Below are 15,131 nucleotides of genomic sequence, written 5' to 3' on the forward strand. Positions count from 1 at the left end.
GCTGTGGGGCACCCTGAGAAAGGCGGAATCGCCGCAGATTGAGGACCGTAGTAGCTATGAGTGAGACGGAACTTCAGGACGGACTGGGCGCGGCCAACGCGCGATTTGATCGTGCCCTGCTGCGGCTTGACCAGAGCGCGAAGAATTTGGGCACGCGCCTGCGCCAGCACAATCGCATCGAGGTCGACACCCAGCGGCTGGTGCATGAGCGCTCGCGGCTGGCAACCGAGCTGGACAAGACCGCGGCGCGCGCCAAGCGGCTCGACGACAGCGCGCATGACGTATCGCGCCGGCTTGTCGAGGCGATGGAAACCGTCCGTTCCGTCCTGGCCAAGGCGGAGTAGCGCAGTGCCCGAAGTCAATGTCGAGATCAATGGCCGCAAGTATCGTATGGCCTGCGAAGAAGGCCAGCAGAAGCATCTGATCGGCCTGGCCGAGCGCTTCAACGCGCAGGTCGAGAACCTCAAGGGCGCCGTCGGCGAAATCGGCGACACAAGACTGACGGTGATGGCCGGGATTGCCGTGGTGGACGAATTGGCCGAAGCCGAACGCCGCATCAAAGAGTTGCAGACCGAGATTGTCGTGCTGACCAGAGCTGGCCAGGAAGTGGCGGCCGAGATCGAAACGTTGGAAGAAAAATTCGCCGCCAAGCTCCGCGACGCCGCCAAGGCGCTGGAAGGCGTTGCCAACGCCTTGGACGAAGCCGCACCGATGCCGCAAGGCTAACCGCCGCACTCTCGATCTGGCGCAACGCGGCTTTATGCCGATCCATCCCGTACCGATCGGACGGAAGTTGTTTGGCCTGCCCGGCAACTAAGAGATCGCGCCGGTAGTTCCTGCACGAACAGCAATTGGAGATTTGCAATGAAGCCGCATGTAATCCTGCATATGGCCAGCAGCATTGACGGGCGTATCCTGTCCAGCAACTGGCCGGAGAGCGCTGCCAACGTTCTCGATGACACCTATGAACGTATCCATCGCGAACTAAAGGGCGATGCCTGGATCGTTGGCCGGGTGACCATGGCCGAATTCGGCAAGGGCGAGCCTGTGCTCGCGACGGCGCCTGAACCGCTGCCACGCCAGACCTGGCGTGCGCCGGGTAGCGAGCACGGGCCGTTTGCCGTGGCTGTGGATCGAAGCGGCAAGCTGCATCTCAACATCAGCCGGGCCAATGACGACCCTATCGTCGTCGTGCTGACCGAGGCGGTCAGCGATGACCATCTGGCGGAGCTGCACCGCGATGGTATTTCCTACATTTTTGCCGGCAGGGACGATGTCGACCTGGCGCAGGCGCTGGAGGTGTTGAATGCCGAATTCGGCATCGAGCGCCTGCTGCTCGAGGGTGGCGGCGGCATCAATGGCAGTTTCCTGGCTGCGGGACTGGTCGATGAAATCAGCCTGCTGATCTGCCCGGTGGCCGACGGCATCGCAGGACCGAGCGTGTTCGATCGCAAGGAGGGACTTCCGGCCGCGGCTCTGGTGCTGCAAGGGATGGATCGGCTCGATGGCGATGTCATCCACCTGCGCTATATGGTGCAGCACAGGTGATATTTCGGCCTCATTGGCAAAGTTTGCCAATGAGGCTAGATTGGCGCCCAAGGGGATCCGCCATGGCCACGATGAATATTTCGCTGCCCGATGCGATGAAGCAGTGGGTGGAAGACCAGGTGCAGACGGGGCGCTATGGCAACAGCAGCGACTATGTGCGCGACCTGGTACGCAAGGACCAGAAACGGGCGGAGGCGCGCGAAAAGCTGCAGCAGATGGTGGATGAGGCATTGGCCAGCGGCATCGTGGAAATGAGCCGGGATGAATTGCTGGCTCGCATGCGTCTCAAGGCAAAAGAAGCCGTCGAGCAAAAAAAGCGCGCCTGACGTTGGCACGGCTTCTTACCTCTACGGCGATTTTGGACCCTGATCACGTAGCGGCGGAAGGGGCGCGGCAATTCGGATTTGCGCAATCGGAAATCTATGAGCAAGAATTGGTGGCGATGCTCGATACTCTGGCGGCCATGCGCTATCTTGCTGCCGAACGCCAAGCGTCCCAGCAGGTGGTACGCCTGATGCCCTATGGGGCCATAATATTCTCTACATCGTCGACAACGAGGACCTCGTGGTGCTGCGGGTTTTGCACGGGTTACAAAACTGGTTCGAACTGTTTTGAGAGCCCCTTTGCAGAGCCGATCAAAGCGCCTATATATTGCTGGCTGCCCGGCGCGTGAGGATAACAATATCCCCGGGGCCTTAACGATCTCTAGGGAGCTGTCCCTGACTGGACCCGTGGGTTCAGACATACGGCGCCCACCTACGTAAAGTAGGTTCCCGGGATCGCATATCCCACGGCCAGGGTGGCCCTAATTTTTGAGCAGGCAAGCGGCGCGCATGGTTGACGAGACGATCGAGGCGGCCAAGGCGACATTGCGCGTCACGGCCCGCGCAGCTCGCGCAGCGCTCGATTGCGGCGAACGCGCCGAGGCGGCAGAGGCCGCAGCCCGCCATTTCTTCGAGTCAATCGCGCTGCAAAAGTCAGACGTCGTTGCTGCCTACTGGCGGATCCGCGACGAGCTGGATTGCCAGCCGATCCTGATCAAGCTGATGGACAGCAACCAGACCGTCGTGCTGCCGGTGGTACTCGGTCCCGATGAGCCGCTCGATCTGCGCGTCTGGGAGCAGGGTGCTTCTCTTTATGAGGCGGGCTTCGGCACGCTTGCTCCCTCCGATCTTGCGCCCAGGGCCGAGCCCGACATTGTCCTGATGCCACTATTAGCCTTTGACAATCGCGGGACACGGCTGGGTTATGGCGGCGGCTATTATGACCGGACCCTTGCCAGCATGAAGAAAAGACCAAAATTGATCGGGCTTGCCTATTCGGCGCAGGAATTTGAGCGGCTTCCGCGTGACGCTCATGACGTGCCGCTCGACGCCGTGGTCACCGAAGCCGGTATCGTGCATTTCGGCGCTGCTGCATGAGGTTTCTGTTTCTGGGCGACGTCATGGGCCGCTCCGGCCGTGACGCGATCAACGAGCGCCTGCCGGGCATCATCGAGCGCTACAAGTTCGATTTCGTCGTGGTCAACGGCGAGAATGCCAGCCATGGCAAGGGCCTGACGGAGGCCCATTTCAACGCCATTCGCAATGCCGGCGCCGATATCGTGACGCTGGGCGACCATGCTTTCGACCAGCGCGAGGCCCTGAGCTATATCGAGCGCGAAACCACGCTGATCCGCCCCATCAACATGGCACCCGGCACGCCGGGGCGCGGCGCCATGTTCGTCGAGGGCCGCAATGGCCATCGCGTGCTGGTGATCAACGCGCAGGGCCGCGTGTTCATGCCGCCGATCGACGATCCGTTCCGTGCGGTCGAGGCGGCGGTGGCGGCCTGTCCGCTGGGCGAGCAGGCCGATGCCATCATCGTGGATTTTCATACCGAGGCGACGTCTGAAATCCAGGCCATGGGCGTTTTTCTCGATGGCAAGGTGAGCCTCGTCGTCGGTACCCATACCCATATACCGACCGCCGATCATCGCGTGCTGCGCGGCGGCACGGCCTTGATGGCGGATGCTGGCATGTGCGGCGATTTCGAATCGATTATTGGCACCGAAAGCGACGAGCCGTTGAACCGCTTTCTTACCGGCATCCCCATTGGCCGCTTCACCCCGGCCGAAGGCGAAGCGACGCTATGCGGCGTTGCGGTCGAAACAGATCCGCGCACGGGGCTCGCGGTCAGGGTGCTGCCGCTGCGCATCGGTGGTTCGCTGGCCCAGGCCGAGCCGATTTTCGACTAGCGGTTTTCCGGCAGCGTATTGCATAGCGTGGCGCTAAAGGCTGCGACCTCGTCGAGGGTGAAGCGGAGGTGGCGCCGCCTGGTGCTGGCCGGGCTGATGGCCAGGCTGTCGCCTGGGCGATATTCACCAACGGGACGAACCGGGCGCGGCACGAAGCCGCCGCCGCAATTGGGGCAGACATTGTGCAGCACATTGTCCACGCAATCGGCGCAGAAGGTGCATTCATAGCTACAGATGCGGGTATTGGTGGCGGCCGGGCCCAAGTCCATGTCACAGCATTCGCAATTGGGTCTGAGTTCGAGCACGGCAGCCTCCGATAATGACGCCGTTGTGGCATGGTGACGACTGGCTCACCAGTCCCGCTTCACAATTGCCGCGGGCTTGCCTATAACGCGCCACCAAAGCAGCGTTCTTAGATCAGGGGGAGTGACCAATGGCCGGCCATTCACATGCCAAAAACATCATGCACCGCAAGGGTAAGTCCGACGCGGTGCGTTCCAAGGTTTTCTCCAAGCTGGCGCGCGAAATTACCGTCGCTGCCAAGCTCGGGATGCCCGATCCGGCATTCAACTCGCGGCTGCGCCTCGCGGTGACCAACGCCCGTGCACTTTCGATGCCGCGCGACAATATCGAGCGCGCTATCAAGAAGGCCATGGGCTCTGACGGCGAGAATTATGACGAAATCCGTTACGAAGGCTACGGCCCGGGCGGCGTCGCCATCATCGTCGAGACGCTGACCGACAATCGCAATCGCACTGCGTCCAACGTGCGGTCGCATTTCTCCAAGAGCGGTGGCGCCATGGGCGAAACCAACTCGGTCGGCTTCATGTTCGACAAGGTCGGCGAGATTACCTATCCGGCCAAGGCCGGCACCGAAGACAAGGTGATGGAAGCAGCGATCGAAGCTGGTGCCGACGACGTTGAGAGCGACGAAGAAGGTCACTACATAACCACCAGCTTCGAGGCGATGGTTGAGGTCGCAGCGGCGCTAGAAAAGGTGCTGGGCGAAGCCGAATCGGTCAAGGCAATTTGGCGGCCGCAGACCAATACGCCGATCGACGCCGAGAAGGGCGCTTCGCTGATGAAGCTGATCGCGACGCTCGAAGAAGATGATGACGTGCAGAACGTTTATACGAACTTCGAGATGAGCGACGAAGACGCGGCCAAGCTCGACGCCTGAGGTCAAGCGAACCGAATTGATCAGGGCGGTGCTGCGGCACCGCCTTTTTTTATGCGCTGCGTTTCAACGCCAGGTTGGGGTGATCGTCGCGATGCACGACGGTGACGCGATTGCGGCCGTTTTGCTTGGCGCCATAGAGGCGCTGGTCGGCAATGCGGAACAGTTCGGAAAAGCTGGCGGGACTATCGAAGGCGACGCCGCCAATGCTCACAGCCAGGGGACGCAGCACACCATCGGGCGAGAAGCCAGCAAGGTTGACCGAACGGCGGATGCGTTCGGCTATGGCTTCGGCGGATTTCTGATCCACCTCGGGTAGATAAACACCGAATTCCTCGCCGCCCATGCGACCGACCAGATCGCCGGCCCGCAGGATGGTTCGAATAGCGCGGGCAATGATGGTCAGCGCCTCGTCGCCGGCATCATGGCCATAGACGTCGTTGATCGACTTGAAATTGTCGGCGTCGATCATGAGCAGGGCACCGCGCGGGCGACGAGCCAGTTGGGTCGTCACCCTGGCGGTAAAAGCGCCGCGGTTGAGGCAGGCGGTCAGGCTGTCGGTGCGAGCCACGAGGCCGAGGCGCAGGTTGGTGATGGTCAGGCCACGCACCCGCAGGCCGGTATACACAAAGAAGGGCACGCCCAGCAGAATAGGCAGCACAGTGGCGCTAATCAGGGAACGTCGCAGAGGCTGGCCTCCAAGATCGCCAAAGAACACCGCATTGAACGCCACTGACACGAGGACACAGGCCAAGGTCCCGAACACTGTCCAGCGACCAACGCTGGACCAGCTTTGCAGGGCGGTCATCGTCTTGGACGGCATCATCGGGCGGTTCTCACGCGTGGCATGTCTTGCGTATCCCAAGTGCAGGAAACGCGCGGTTCGGATCGAACATGCCGCGTGGCTGGTCCTGTCAGTCGCAACCATGCTGCTGGCACGACGCGACTTTTCCGGCCCGCGGCGCTGCAGACCATGGATAAACCCGTAGGGGCGTGGTGCAGTTGCGGTCGGCGAGCGGGTCGCGCCAAACTATGGTTTATTGATCGATACGAACGAGATAGCGGTGGCCATGCAGGCCTTTCGCCGACGCAGGAACCAGCAGCGGCAAACCCAGATTCCCGGCATTTAGATGTCATGATCGCCCCTGCATTCCCGGCGCTCAACGTAGGGGTCAGGGCCTGAAGAAGGTGTTTCCGGAGCGGCTAAAAATTTATCGACAGGCGTTTATCCTAGGTCGTTGTTGCCTGTTTGTTCACATCGGACTTGGTAGTGTGGCCGCGATTCGGTAAGGATGATCCCATGAATGCTGCAACGAGAATCATTGGCATCGATCCAGGCCTGCGTCGCTGCGGCTGGGGCGTTATCGAGACCCAGGGCAGTCGGCTGACATTCGTGGCGTCCGGGACCGTGACACCGTCAACCGACGGCTCGCTGGCTGAACGGCTGGCGATCCTGTTCGCAGGGCTCGGCGAAGTGCTCGATCGCTTTGCGCCGCATGAGGCGGCGGTGGAGGAAACTTTCGTCAATGCCGGCGTGCGCTCAGCGCTGATCCTGGGGCAGGCGCGCGGTGTCGCGTTGCTAACCCCGGCGGCACGTGGCTTGCCGGTGGCGGAATACGCGGCCAATCTGGTCAAGAAATCCTTGGTCGGAACCGGCCACGCAGATAAGGGACAGGTCGCCTTGATGGTCAAGACATTGATGCCGGCAGCCGATTTCAAGGGTCCAGATGCGGCCGATGCGCTGGCTATCGCCATTTGCCACGCCCACCACCGAGTCGCTAGTCAACGTTTGAAAGCCTTGGCATGATCGGCAAACTCAGGGGGCTGGTGGACAGCTTCGGCGACGATTTCGTGCTGATCGACTGCGGTGGCGTCTGCTACGAGGCGTTTTGCTCCAGTCGTACGCTGCAGGCCTTGCCGCGCGTCGGAGAGTCAGCGGTCGTATTCATCGAGACCATCGTTCGCGAGGACATGATCCGGCTGTACGGCTTTTCCAACGAGGGCGAAAAGGGTTGGTTCAACCTGCTGTCGACCGTGCAGGGCGTCGGGGCGCGTGTGGCACTGTCGATCCTGTCGGTGCTGTCGCCAGCCGAACTTTCGAGCGCCATTGCGCTGCAAGACAAGGCGATGCTCGGTCGCGCCAACGGCGTCGGACCCAAGCTGGCGGTTCGCCTCGTTACCGAACTCAAGGGCAAGGTGCCGGCTGGCCCGGGCATCGACGCTGGCGCGTTAGGCCTACAAGCGGCATTGGGCGACGGCCTCGCCCCAACCGCTATTACCGACGCCGTCTCCGCTCTCACCAATCTCGGCTATTCCAGCGTCCAGGCTTCGTCTGCCCTGGCCCGCATCGTCGCGCGGGAAGGTGACGGCGTGCCGACGGAGAAACTGATCCGGTTGGGACTGCGTGAGTTGAGTCAGTAAAGAACTCCTTGTTTTTCTGCTCTTCCTTACTATGTTCATCGGGTAAGGAAAGAGGATTTGAAATGTCGACAGCGACGTTGACTAGCAAGGGCCAGATGACCTTGCCGAAGGATATCCGAGATGAGCTCGGTCTTAAGCCGGGCGACAAAATCGACATTTTAAAGGAAGGCGATCGATACGTGCTGCGACCGCGCAATATACGGGCAGGTGCTTTGTATGGAATCCTGCACCGGGCCGATGACCGCAAGTTGACGGCGGAAGAAGAAGCAGACGCTTTTGCCGCGACATTAGCTGCTGATGATGAGCGCATTCGTGCTGGGGGTTGATACCAATGTGCTCGTCCGCTTTCTGACGCGGGACGATGAAACGCAAGCGGAACACGCTCTTCGGATCATCACTACCCCGCAGAACCAGCCCATTCGCGTGTCCCTGGTAGTCCTTGTTGAACTTGTCTGGGTTCTGACGAAGGTGAAGCGCTGGCCGTCAAAAGATGTTTTTGAAGCCTGTCGCGGGCTGCTTCGAAGCAGCGATTTTTTCGTGGAACAAGGAGAAACGGTCGAAGAGTGTTTAAGCGATGCACAACTTGCTGGCTGCGACTTAGCAGATGCACTGATCGGGGTTATGAACGCCCGTGCTGGCTGCACAACGACCGTAACTTTTGACCGTGAAGCGCAGAAGCTGAGCTACATGACCGCGGCGGAGAGTTTCGCGTGACTGACCTGACATCCCCCGTTGCCGGACGCAATGAGCCGCTTGATGTTTCGATGCGGCCTTCCGGGTTCTCAGAATTCGTCGGGCAGGCTGCAGCGCGCGCCAATCTTGAAGTCTTCATCAAGGCCGCCAAGCAGCGTGGCGCGGCGCTCGACCACGTGCTGTTCGTCGGCCCGCCGGGTTTGGGCAAGACCACCTTGGCGCAGATCATTTCGCGCGAGCTGGGGGTCGGCTTTCGGGCAACATCCGGCCCGGTGATCGCCAAGGCGGGCGATCTGGCCGCGCTGCTGACCAATCTCGAAGACCGCGACGTGCTGTTCATCGACGAAATTCATCGACTCAATCCGGCGATCGAAGAAGTGCTCTATCCTGCGATGGAGGATTTCCAGCTCGACCTGATCATCGGCGAAGGCCCGGCCGCGCGTTCGGTGCGGATCGACCTGGCGCGGTTCACGCTGGTTGGTGCCACCACGCGCGCGGGCCTGCTAACCACGCCATTGCGCGATCGTTTCGGCATTCCGGTGCGGCTCAATTTCTATACTCCTGAAGAGCTGGTGCTGATCGTGCAGCGCGGCGCGCGGCTGCTGGGCATGCCGATGGCACCCGATGGGGCAATGGAGATTGCTCGTCGTTCACGCGGCACGCCGCGTATTGCGGGACGGCTATTGCGCCGGGTCACCGATTTTGCGCTGGTGGAAAACGCAGGCGAGATCACTCGCGCCATCGCCGATAAAGCCCTGCTACGGCTCGATGTCGATGCGCGCGGGCTCGATCAACTGGATCGGCGCTATCTCACCACGATTGCCGATTTCTACAATGGCGGACCGGTGGGCATCGAAACTATTGCCGCAGCGCTGAGCGAGCCACGCGACGCCATCGAGGAAATCGTCGAGCCGTATCTTATCCAGCAGGGCTTTATCCAAAGGACGCCGCGCGGGCGCATGCTGACCGGCGGAGCCTTCCAGCATCTGGGCCGCGTCGTGCCGCAGGGGTTTGTTGGCTTGCAGGCCAGCCTGTTCGAGGAGCCCGAGAGTGACTGAGCGCATCATCCTGAGCTTTCCCGTTGGTGGCACCCGCTTCAACTATCGCGTTGCCGGCGCGGCTATTCGCGACGGGAATTTGCTGGTCTGCCGCGAGGACGACGACGATTATTGCATGCTGCCGGGCGGACGCGTCGAGATGGGCGAGCCCAGCGATGTGGCGCTGGTCCGCGAAATGGCCGAAGAACTGGTGATGGATGTGGCGGTCGGGCCGCTGCTTTTCACTTCGGAAAGCTTTTATGGCCGCGCAGGTGACCGCTTTCACGAGATGGGGTTCATTTACGCCATCGAACTGCCGGAAAATGTGCGACCCGGCGGCACCCAGCCATTTCTCGTGCGCGAGGATGAGGGGCACCTGTTGCAGTTCTCCTGGCTGCCGGTCGAAGGATCGGCGTTGACCAAGGCGCGTCTGCTGCCGCCCTGGCTCCCCGATCGCTTGCGGACGCTTTCCGGTATTTCGGCCCATGTGATCTTCCGTGAGGATCGCTTGGGCCGCAATCCATGATCGCTTTCACGCGCTACGCGCCAGAGCTGCCGGGATGGCCCGGCGATATGGTTTTGCGCGTCGTCGTGCTCAGCGATTTCCACGCCTGCCACCCGTTCATGGACGCGGCGGCCATCCGCGCCATCTGCGCCCGGGCCAATGCGCTGCAGCCCGATATCGTGCTGCTGCTCGGCGACTACGCCAGCGGGCCGCGCTTCAGCCGCGAACTGGCACCGGCTGAATGGGCCGGCGCCCTTGCCACCCTTTCCGCGCCGCTGGGGGTCCATGCCGTGCTCGGCAATCACGATTATGACAATTATTCTCGCGCTGATGTGAGCCGGGGGGCTGTTCCGGCCGAACGTGCACTGCGCGACGCGGGCGTTGCCGTCTATATCAACAGCGCCGTGCGGATAACTTTTGAAGGCCGGGGTTTCTGGCTGGCGGGCCTCGGTTCGCAGCGGGCTTTCCACCATGGTCAGTCCTATGACGAGCCCGATCTGGGCCTTGAGGATATTGCCGCGACGCTTGGGCAGGTGACCAACGATGAGCCGATCCTGTTGATGGCGCATGAACCCGATATCTTTCCGGACGTGCCGGCGCGGGTGGCGCTGACGCTGTCTGGCCATACTCATGGTGGGCAGATCAAACTATTCGGCCGGACGCCTGTGGTGCCGTCAAAATTCCGCAGCCGCTATGTCTACGGCCACATCGTCGAGGATGGCCGTCACCTGCTGGTCAGCGCGGGCCTGGGGTATTCCGGCCTGCCGATCCGGTTTGCCACGAAACCCGAGATCGTTTTGCTCGAGCTTGGAGGCCGGGCATGACCGGGCACCATTTCCCTATCCGTATCTATTACGAGGACACCGATTTTTCGGGGAACGTCTATCACGCGGCCTATCTGAAATTCTTCGAGCGTGGCCGTACCGAATTCCTGCGCGAAGAGGGCATCCATCATTCCGAGCTGGCCGAACAGGGCATTGCCTTCGCCGTACGCTCAATGGAAATTGCTTACGACAGAGCGGCGCATATCGACGATCTGCTGACTGTCAGGACGGTCGTTGCAGCGATAAGTGGCGCCCGGCTGACGCTGGATCAGACCATACTGCGTGGCGAAGCCGTGCTGACGCGTGCAACGGTTATCGTGGTAGCGATCAAGACCAGCGGCGGGCCTGCGCGGATGCCCAAGACTATCGTGGATCGGTTCAAGCTGGATTGACCACGGTGCTGTCCGCCCAACGCCAGTGCGTGTGAAATAGTCCCTGCGACGCATGGCTGGTTCTCACTCGCCTCTCGCCGCCGACTCTCTTTGTTAACCTCTCCTTGACCATAATTGCGGCAAAGCGAACACGTGTCTGTCAGTCAGTCCTCAATGGGCCGGTAAGCCGGGCATTTCTCTTAATTTTGACAGATTTCGACCCCATCGCCTGATCTTGGGGTCGGGTACAGGAACCGGGCCGAAAAGGATCATTACATGGAAGCCATGGATGCTGCGGTGGCAGCCGCCCCTCATGCCGACTTGTCCATCTGGGGCCTGTTCTGGGCCGCCGACTGGATCGTCAAGACGGTCATGCTGGGCCTGTTGGGCGCCTCGATCTGGTGCTGGGCCATCATCATCGACAAGTCCATCACCTATCGCCGGGCCACCAGCGAGATGAACAAGTTCGAGCGCACCTTCTGGTCCGGTCAGTCGCTGGAAGAGCTGTATCAGCAGCAGGCGGAAAAACCGTCGGGTGGCCTCGGCGCCGTGTTCGTCGCCGCCATGAAGGAATGGAAGCGCAGCCACGAGCAGAACGCCTCCAGCTTTGCCGGCATGCAGCAACGCCTCGACAAGGTGCTGGATGTGGCGATTTCGCGCGAAAGCGAACAGCTTGAAAAGCGACTGGGCTTCCTGGCCACCGTCGGCTCAGCGGGTCCGTTCATCGGGTTGTTTGGTACGGTGTGGGGCATCATGAACGCCTTTACCGCCATTGCCGCCTCGTCCAATACCAGCCTTGCGGTGGTGGCCGGCCCAATCGCCGAGGCGCTGTTTGCTACGGCTATTGGCCTTGTGGCCGCTATTCCGGCGGTTATCGCCTATAACAAGCTGAGCGCCGATGCTGGCAAGCTAACCGGGCGTCTCGAAGGCTTTGCCGACGAGTTTTCGACCATCTTGAGCCGCCAGCTCGAAGCCCGGAGCCACTGATATGGGCATGGGTGTCGCATCGGGCGGCGGCGGCGGACGTCGCCGCCGTGGCCGCAAGAAAGCGGTGATGAGCGAAATCAACATCACGCCGATGGTGGACGTGATGCTGGTGCTGCTGATCATTTTCATGGTCGCCGCGCCGATGATGACGGCCGGCATACCGCTCGATCTGCCAAGCTCGGCAGCTGCGGCGTTGCCCAACCAGGCTGATCCTATCACCGTTGGTGTCACGCCTGACGGCGCGATCTTTATTGATGAAGACCCGGTGACCGAGGCCCAACTAACTGCTGAATTGACCGCACGCGGCGTCAATGGTGCCGAAGACCGCATTTTCCTGCGCGGCGATACCAGCGCCAATTACGGTGCGGTGATGCGCGTCATGGGGCTGCTGTCGGCCGGAGGCTATACCAAGATCGGCCTCATAACGCAGCCGGAACAGTAGTCCAAACCGATGCGTACCGGCTTAGCCGTCTCGATCGTTGCCCACATCGCGATTTTGACCATCGGCCTCATTAATCTGGGGTTTGCCGAGCCGCTGGCGCCTGTCGTTGAGTCCATCTCGGTTGATCTCGTGCCCATCAGTGACCTTGCCAGCTTGCGGGCCGGCCAGCTTGACAGTGAGATTGTGGAGACCGAAACGCCCTCGATCGTCGAGGACGAACAGCCTGCCGAGATCGCGCAGCCGACCGGCAATACCGAAACGGATCAGCCGACACCGTCGCCGGCCGATATTGTAACGCCAGCGCCGGTCACCAATGCGGCGCCTGAGCCGGAAGCCATTCCAGAGCCGCAGCCCGAGCCGGTGGTAGAGCCGGAACCCGAGCCTGCACCCGAGCCGGCCCCAGCGCCAGAGCCCGTTGTCGCCCCGACGCCCGTTGCTCGCCCGACGCTTGTTCCGACACCCGAGCCTGAACCTGCCCCCGAACCTGAGCCGGTCCCCGAGCCCACGCCGACACCTCCGCCTGTGCCAACTCCAACGCCGACGCCAGAGCCGGCTGAACCCACGGTCGCAGCGCCAGTGCCGGCGTCTCGTCCGAGCAATCTGACACAGCTGCGACAGCAGTTCGCCGCTGCGGAAGCCGAGCGCAAGAAGCGTGAGGAAGAAGAGCGCGAGCGTCAGGCGGCTGCCGCCCAGCAGACAACGCCGACACCGACGCCCACGACGCGGCCCCAGCCAACGCCGCAACTCGATGCGTCGCTGGCTGACGATATCAATGCGATCATCAACCGCGACAGCACTACGGGCGCGACGACAGGGCAGGGCGGCTCCCCCACATTGGGTGACACTGCCGGCACCTCGGCTACCCTCAGCACGACGGAAATCGGCGCTCTGGTAGCCAAGATAAAGCAATGCTGGAACCTGCTGCCCAACGAGCAGACCAGCGGCGTAGAGGTGGTCGTCAACATGCGTCTCAACCAGGATGGCAGTTTGGCCGACGTGCCACGGATCGTTTCGGTCAGCCAGCAAGTTGAAGCTATCACTGTGGCCCAAAAGGCGGTCAGCGCCGTCGCGGGCTGTGGTCCCTATAGTATGTTGTCGGCGGCCAGCTATGATCAATGGCAAAATATCAACGTCACGTTGCGTCCGTGACTTATTGAAAGCGCCTTCCTCAGCCAGAATGGCGAGCGAATGGCAGAATGGAGATTGAAATGACTTTTGTCACCCGGCGCAACGCCCTCAAGCTCGGCCTTGCCGGTGGGCTGGCCCTTGCCGCCGCATCGCGGGCCAGCGCCCAGCTCAATATCACGGTGGAAGGCGCCAACTTCCAGCCATTGCCGATCGCCATTCCAGATTTTGCCTCGTCCGATCCGGCTTTCGGAAAGGAAATCGCCGATATCGTGCGCAACAACCTGCGCCGGTCTGGTCTGTTCCTGCCGCTCGATCCTGCGTCGCTGCCGATCCAGGTCGGTGACGTCAACAATACGCCCGATTTCAACGTCTGGCGCACCGCTAATGTCGATGCGCTGGTGATGGGCGGCGTCGAGCGCGGCGGCACCATTTCTTCGTCGGTCCGCGTCTGGGATACCCGCCAGGCAGCGCAGGTGGTCGGGCAGAGCTATAACACCGATCCAGGCTCTTCGCGCCGCGTTGGCCACATCATTTCGGACGCCATTTATGCGTCACTGGCCGGCGGCACGGGTTATTTCGATACCCGTGTCATCTACACCGCCGAAAGCGGTCCCAAGGCCAACCGCGTGCGCCGTCTCGCCATCATGGACCAGGACGGCGCCAATGCGCAGTACCTGACCGATGGTTCGACCATGGCGTTGACGCCGCGATTCTCGCCCAACGGCGACATGGTGGTCTACATGAACTTTGCCGACGGCAATCCACAGGTTTACCTGCTGCAGCTCTCGACCGGTCAGCAGCAACGCCTGGCCAATGTGGGCGCCATGACCTTCGCCCCGCGGTTCTCGCCGGATGGCGGCACGGTGGTGTTCTCGGTCGAGCAGAGCGGCGCGACCAATATCTATTCGGTGGGCACCAATGGCGGCACCCCGGCCCAACTGACCTCTGGCGCGGCCATCGACACCGGCCCGTCCTTCTCGCCCGATGGCAGCCGCATCGTGTTCGAAAGCGATCGTGGCGGCTCGCCGCAGATCTATATGATGGGTTCAGGCGGCGGCAACGCCCAGCGCATCAGCTTCGGCCAGGGTAGCTATTCAACGCCGGTCTGGTCACCCAAGGGCGACCTCATCGCCTTCACGCGCGCGTCTGGCGGCCAGTTCAACATCGGCATCATGAACCCCGACGGCACCGGCGAGCGCATGCTCTACACCAGCTTCCACGCCGAGGGCCCGACCTGGGCGCCGAATGGCCGTGTCATCATGTTCTTCCAGGATCCCGGCGGCAATGACGGTCCCAAGCTGATGAGCGTCGATATCTGGGGCCGCAACCTGCTGACCATCCCGACCGAGAGCTATGCGTCCGATCCGGCCTGGTCGGGCCTGCGGGCGTAATCAGCTCGGGCATTTCACCGTCGCGCATCCACACCTATACTTGTTTCCCTCGGGCTTGACCCGAGGGCCTCAGGCCGCCTGTGCCGTATGGTGAGTGACCCTCGGGTCAAGCCCGAGGGAAAAGCGGTGGGTGTGGCAAATTCCACTTTCCGGGCGACCGCACTTAACCTTAACGTGATCGCAGCGCATTCTGTGGCCAATCTGCATCATCATGAAAAAGCCCGGATTTCCGCCACATTGGCGCCGTGATAGAACAACATTAACCATCCTGGCAAACCCGGCCTTAAGACTAAGCGCGGTAAATGCCGTGCTTAAGATTGATGCCTTTCAGGAGCTCCCCGTGGTCATTACCGCACCCCTCAACACCGCAT

General features: G+C 61.6%; 21 protein-coding genes and 1 other RNA gene. 20 read left to right on the top strand and 2 right to left on the bottom strand.

Annotation, left to right across the window (positions count from 1 at the left end; genetic code table 11):
• The first annotated feature begins 56 nt into the window (after positions 1 to 56).
• The 7 genes from WH91_RS21795 (at position 57) to WH91_RS21825 (ending at position 3,784) form a co-directional block, all read left to right on the top strand.
• A complete protein-coding gene (locus tag WH91_RS21795; protein WP_046173113.1) occupies positions 57 to 344 on the top strand; it encodes a DUF4164 family protein in 288 nt (95 codons plus the stop codon).
• Between the two features lie 4 nt (positions 345 to 348).
• Positions 349 to 726, top strand: a complete 378-nt coding sequence (locus tag WH91_RS21800) for a cell division protein ZapA (protein WP_046173114.1) — start codon at positions 349 to 351, stop codon at positions 724 to 726.
• A gap of 138 nt (positions 727 to 864) precedes the next feature.
• A complete protein-coding gene (locus WH91_RS21805; RefSeq protein WP_046173115.1) occupies positions 865 to 1,548 on the top strand; it encodes a dihydrofolate reductase family protein in 684 nt (227 codons plus the stop codon).
• A 62-nt stretch (positions 1,549 to 1,610) separates the two neighbouring features.
• A complete protein-coding gene (locus tag WH91_RS21810) occupies positions 1,611 to 1,874 on the top strand; it encodes a type II toxin-antitoxin system ParD family antitoxin (RefSeq protein WP_046173116.1) in 264 nt (87 codons plus the stop codon).
• Between the two features lie 326 nt (positions 1,875 to 2,200).
• Positions 2,201 to 2,358: non-coding RNA, 6S RNA (gene ssrS / locus WH91_RS23930), on the top strand.
• Positions 2,359 to 2,381: 23 nt separating this feature from the next.
• Entirely contained in the window at positions 2,382 to 2,969 is a 588-nt protein-coding gene (locus WH91_RS21820; protein WP_046173118.1) for a 5-formyltetrahydrofolate cyclo-ligase, read from the top strand.
• Positions 2,966 to 3,784 carry a TIGR00282 family metallophosphoesterase gene (locus WH91_RS21825; protein ID WP_046173119.1) on the top strand — a complete coding sequence of 273 codons (819 nt, stop codon included), beginning with the start codon at positions 2,966 to 2,968 and terminating at the stop codon, positions 3,782 to 3,784. Before WH91_RS21820 ends, WH91_RS21825 begins: the two co-directional genes overlap by 4 nt.
• On the opposite strand, the gene WH91_RS21830 is transcribed toward WH91_RS21825, so the two are convergent.
• Positions 3,781 to 4,089, bottom strand: a complete 309-nt coding sequence (locus tag WH91_RS21830) for a DUF1272 domain-containing protein (protein WP_074797586.1) — start codon at positions 4,087 to 4,089, stop codon at positions 3,781 to 3,783. The genes WH91_RS21825 and WH91_RS21830 overlap by 4 nt on opposite strands.
• 128 nt (positions 4,090 to 4,217) lie before the next feature.
• Here WH91_RS21830 and WH91_RS21835 point away from each other — a divergent pair, with 128 nt between their 5' ends.
• Complete coding sequence (locus WH91_RS21835) at positions 4,218 to 4,964, top strand: YebC/PmpR family DNA-binding transcriptional regulator (RefSeq protein WP_046173121.1); 747 nt, start codon at positions 4,218 to 4,220, stop codon at positions 4,962 to 4,964.
• A gap of 49 nt (positions 4,965 to 5,013) precedes the next feature.
• On the opposite strand, the gene WH91_RS21840 is transcribed toward WH91_RS21835, so the two are convergent.
• The gene (locus WH91_RS21840) at positions 5,014 to 5,787 is read right to left on the bottom strand and encodes a GGDEF domain-containing protein (RefSeq protein WP_158409622.1); all 774 of its coding nucleotides are present in this window, start codon (positions 5,785 to 5,787) and stop codon (positions 5,014 to 5,016) included.
• A gap of 474 nt (positions 5,788 to 6,261) precedes the next feature.
• On the opposite strand from WH91_RS21840, the gene ruvC reads away from it, so the two are divergent.
• From ruvC to tolB, 12 genes are all read left to right on the top strand, one after another.
• The gene (gene ruvC / locus WH91_RS21845) at positions 6,262 to 6,768 is read left to right on the top strand and encodes a crossover junction endodeoxyribonuclease RuvC (RefSeq protein ID WP_046173122.1); all 507 of its coding nucleotides are present in this window, start codon (positions 6,262 to 6,264) and stop codon (positions 6,766 to 6,768) included.
• Positions 6,765 to 7,382 (top strand): Holliday junction branch migration protein RuvA, encoded by a 618-nt coding sequence (gene ruvA, locus WH91_RS21850; protein ID WP_046173123.1) that lies wholly within the window; start codon positions 6,765 to 6,767, stop codon positions 7,380 to 7,382. The genes ruvC and ruvA overlap by 4 nt, the downstream gene beginning before the upstream one ends.
• Before the next feature lie 62 nt (positions 7,383 to 7,444).
• A complete protein-coding gene (locus WH91_RS21855) occupies positions 7,445 to 7,708 on the top strand; it encodes an AbrB/MazE/SpoVT family DNA-binding domain-containing protein (protein WP_046173124.1) in 264 nt (87 codons plus the stop codon).
• Complete coding sequence (locus tag WH91_RS21860) at positions 7,683 to 8,096, top strand: type II toxin-antitoxin system VapC family toxin (protein ID WP_158409623.1); 414 nt, start codon at positions 7,683 to 7,685, stop codon at positions 8,094 to 8,096. Before WH91_RS21855 ends, WH91_RS21860 begins: the two co-directional genes overlap by 26 nt.
• A 50-nt stretch (positions 8,097 to 8,146) precedes the next feature.
• A complete protein-coding gene (gene ruvB / locus WH91_RS21865) occupies positions 8,147 to 9,133 on the top strand; it encodes a Holliday junction branch migration DNA helicase RuvB (protein ID WP_244542403.1) in 987 nt (328 codons plus the stop codon).
• Positions 9,126 to 9,638, top strand: coding sequence for an NUDIX hydrolase (locus WH91_RS21870; protein WP_052953047.1), 513 nt, complete (start codon positions 9,126 to 9,128; stop codon positions 9,636 to 9,638). The genes ruvB and WH91_RS21870 overlap by 8 nt, the downstream gene beginning before the upstream one ends.
• Positions 9,635 to 10,441, top strand: a complete 807-nt coding sequence (locus WH91_RS21875; RefSeq protein WP_052953048.1) for a metallophosphoesterase — start codon at positions 9,635 to 9,637, stop codon at positions 10,439 to 10,441. The genes WH91_RS21870 and WH91_RS21875 overlap by 4 nt, the downstream gene beginning before the upstream one ends.
• A complete protein-coding gene (ybgC, locus tag WH91_RS21880) occupies positions 10,438 to 10,833 on the top strand; it encodes a tol-pal system-associated acyl-CoA thioesterase (RefSeq protein ID WP_046173127.1) in 396 nt (131 codons plus the stop codon). Before WH91_RS21875 ends, ybgC begins: the two co-directional genes overlap by 4 nt.
• Before the next feature lie 264 nt (positions 10,834 to 11,097).
• A complete protein-coding gene (tolQ, locus tag WH91_RS21885; protein WP_046173155.1) occupies positions 11,098 to 11,799 on the top strand; it encodes a protein TolQ in 702 nt (233 codons plus the stop codon).
• Between the two features lies 1 nt (position 11,800).
• Positions 11,801 to 12,241: an ExbD/TolR family protein gene (locus WH91_RS21890; protein WP_046173128.1), complete on the top strand. Its 441-nt coding sequence runs from the start codon at positions 11,801 to 11,803 to the stop codon at positions 12,239 to 12,241.
• Between the two features lie 9 nt (positions 12,242 to 12,250).
• On the top strand, positions 12,251 to 13,390 hold the full coding sequence (locus WH91_RS21895; protein WP_046173129.1) for a hypothetical protein: 1,140 nt from the start codon (positions 12,251 to 12,253) through the stop codon (positions 13,388 to 13,390).
• A gap of 59 nt (positions 13,391 to 13,449) precedes the next feature.
• Positions 13,450 to 14,760, top strand: coding sequence for a Tol-Pal system beta propeller repeat protein TolB (tolB, locus tag WH91_RS21900; RefSeq protein WP_046173130.1), 1,311 nt, complete (start codon positions 13,450 to 13,452; stop codon positions 14,758 to 14,760).
• Positions 14,761 to 15,131 lie beyond the last annotated feature (371 nt).

Origin of the sequence: Devosia psychrophila (assembly GCF_000971275.1) — a bacterium.
GTDB classification, from domain to species: Bacteria; Pseudomonadota; Alphaproteobacteria; order Rhizobiales; family Devosiaceae; genus Devosia; species Devosia psychrophila.

Bases quoted from the DNA above. Each gene is read 5' to 3' on its own strand.
- WH91_RS21795 (WP_046173113.1), top strand. From the start codon at position 57: ATGAGTGAGACGGAACTTCAGGACGGACTGGGCGCGGCCAACGCGCGA.
- WH91_RS21805 (WP_046173115.1), top strand. From the start codon at position 865: ATGAAGCCGCATGTAATCCTGCATATGGCCAGCAGCATTGACGGGCGT.
- WH91_RS21810 (WP_046173116.1), top strand. From the start codon at position 1,611: ATGGCCACGATGAATATTTCGCTGCCCGATGCGATGAAGCAGTGGGTG.
- WH91_RS21820 (WP_046173118.1), top strand. From the start codon at position 2,382: ATGGTTGACGAGACGATCGAGGCGGCCAAGGCGACATTGCGCGTCACG.
- WH91_RS21825 (WP_046173119.1), top strand. From the start codon at position 2,966: ATGAGGTTTCTGTTTCTGGGCGACGTCATGGGCCGCTCCGGCCGTGAC.
- WH91_RS21835 (WP_046173121.1), top strand. From the start codon at position 4,218: ATGGCCGGCCATTCACATGCCAAAAACATCATGCACCGCAAGGGTAAG.
- WH91_RS21840 (WP_158409622.1), bottom strand. From the start codon at position 5,787: ATGATGCCGTCCAAGACGATGACCGCCCTGCAAAGCTGGTCCAGCGTT.
- ruvC (WP_046173122.1), top strand. From the start codon at position 6,262: ATGAATGCTGCAACGAGAATCATTGGCATCGATCCAGGCCTGCGTCGC.
- ruvA (WP_046173123.1), top strand. From the start codon at position 6,765: ATGATCGGCAAACTCAGGGGGCTGGTGGACAGCTTCGGCGACGATTTC.
- WH91_RS21855 (WP_046173124.1), top strand. From the start codon at position 7,445: ATGTCGACAGCGACGTTGACTAGCAAGGGCCAGATGACCTTGCCGAAG.
- WH91_RS21860 (WP_158409623.1), top strand. From the start codon at position 7,683: ATGAGCGCATTCGTGCTGGGGGTTGATACCAATGTGCTCGTCCGCTTT.
- ruvB (WP_244542403.1), top strand. From the start codon at position 8,147: ATGCGGCCTTCCGGGTTCTCAGAATTCGTCGGGCAGGCTGCAGCGCGC.
- WH91_RS21875 (WP_052953048.1), top strand. From the start codon at position 9,635: ATGATCGCTTTCACGCGCTACGCGCCAGAGCTGCCGGGATGGCCCGGC.
- ybgC (WP_046173127.1), top strand. From the start codon at position 10,438: ATGACCGGGCACCATTTCCCTATCCGTATCTATTACGAGGACACCGAT.
- tolQ (WP_046173155.1), top strand. From the start codon at position 11,098: ATGGATGCTGCGGTGGCAGCCGCCCCTCATGCCGACTTGTCCATCTGG.
- WH91_RS21890 (WP_046173128.1), top strand. From the start codon at position 11,801: ATGGGCATGGGTGTCGCATCGGGCGGCGGCGGCGGACGTCGCCGCCGT.
- WH91_RS21895 (WP_046173129.1), top strand. From the start codon at position 12,251: ATGCGTACCGGCTTAGCCGTCTCGATCGTTGCCCACATCGCGATTTTG.
- tolB (WP_046173130.1), top strand. From the start codon at position 13,450: ATGACTTTTGTCACCCGGCGCAACGCCCTCAAGCTCGGCCTTGCCGGT.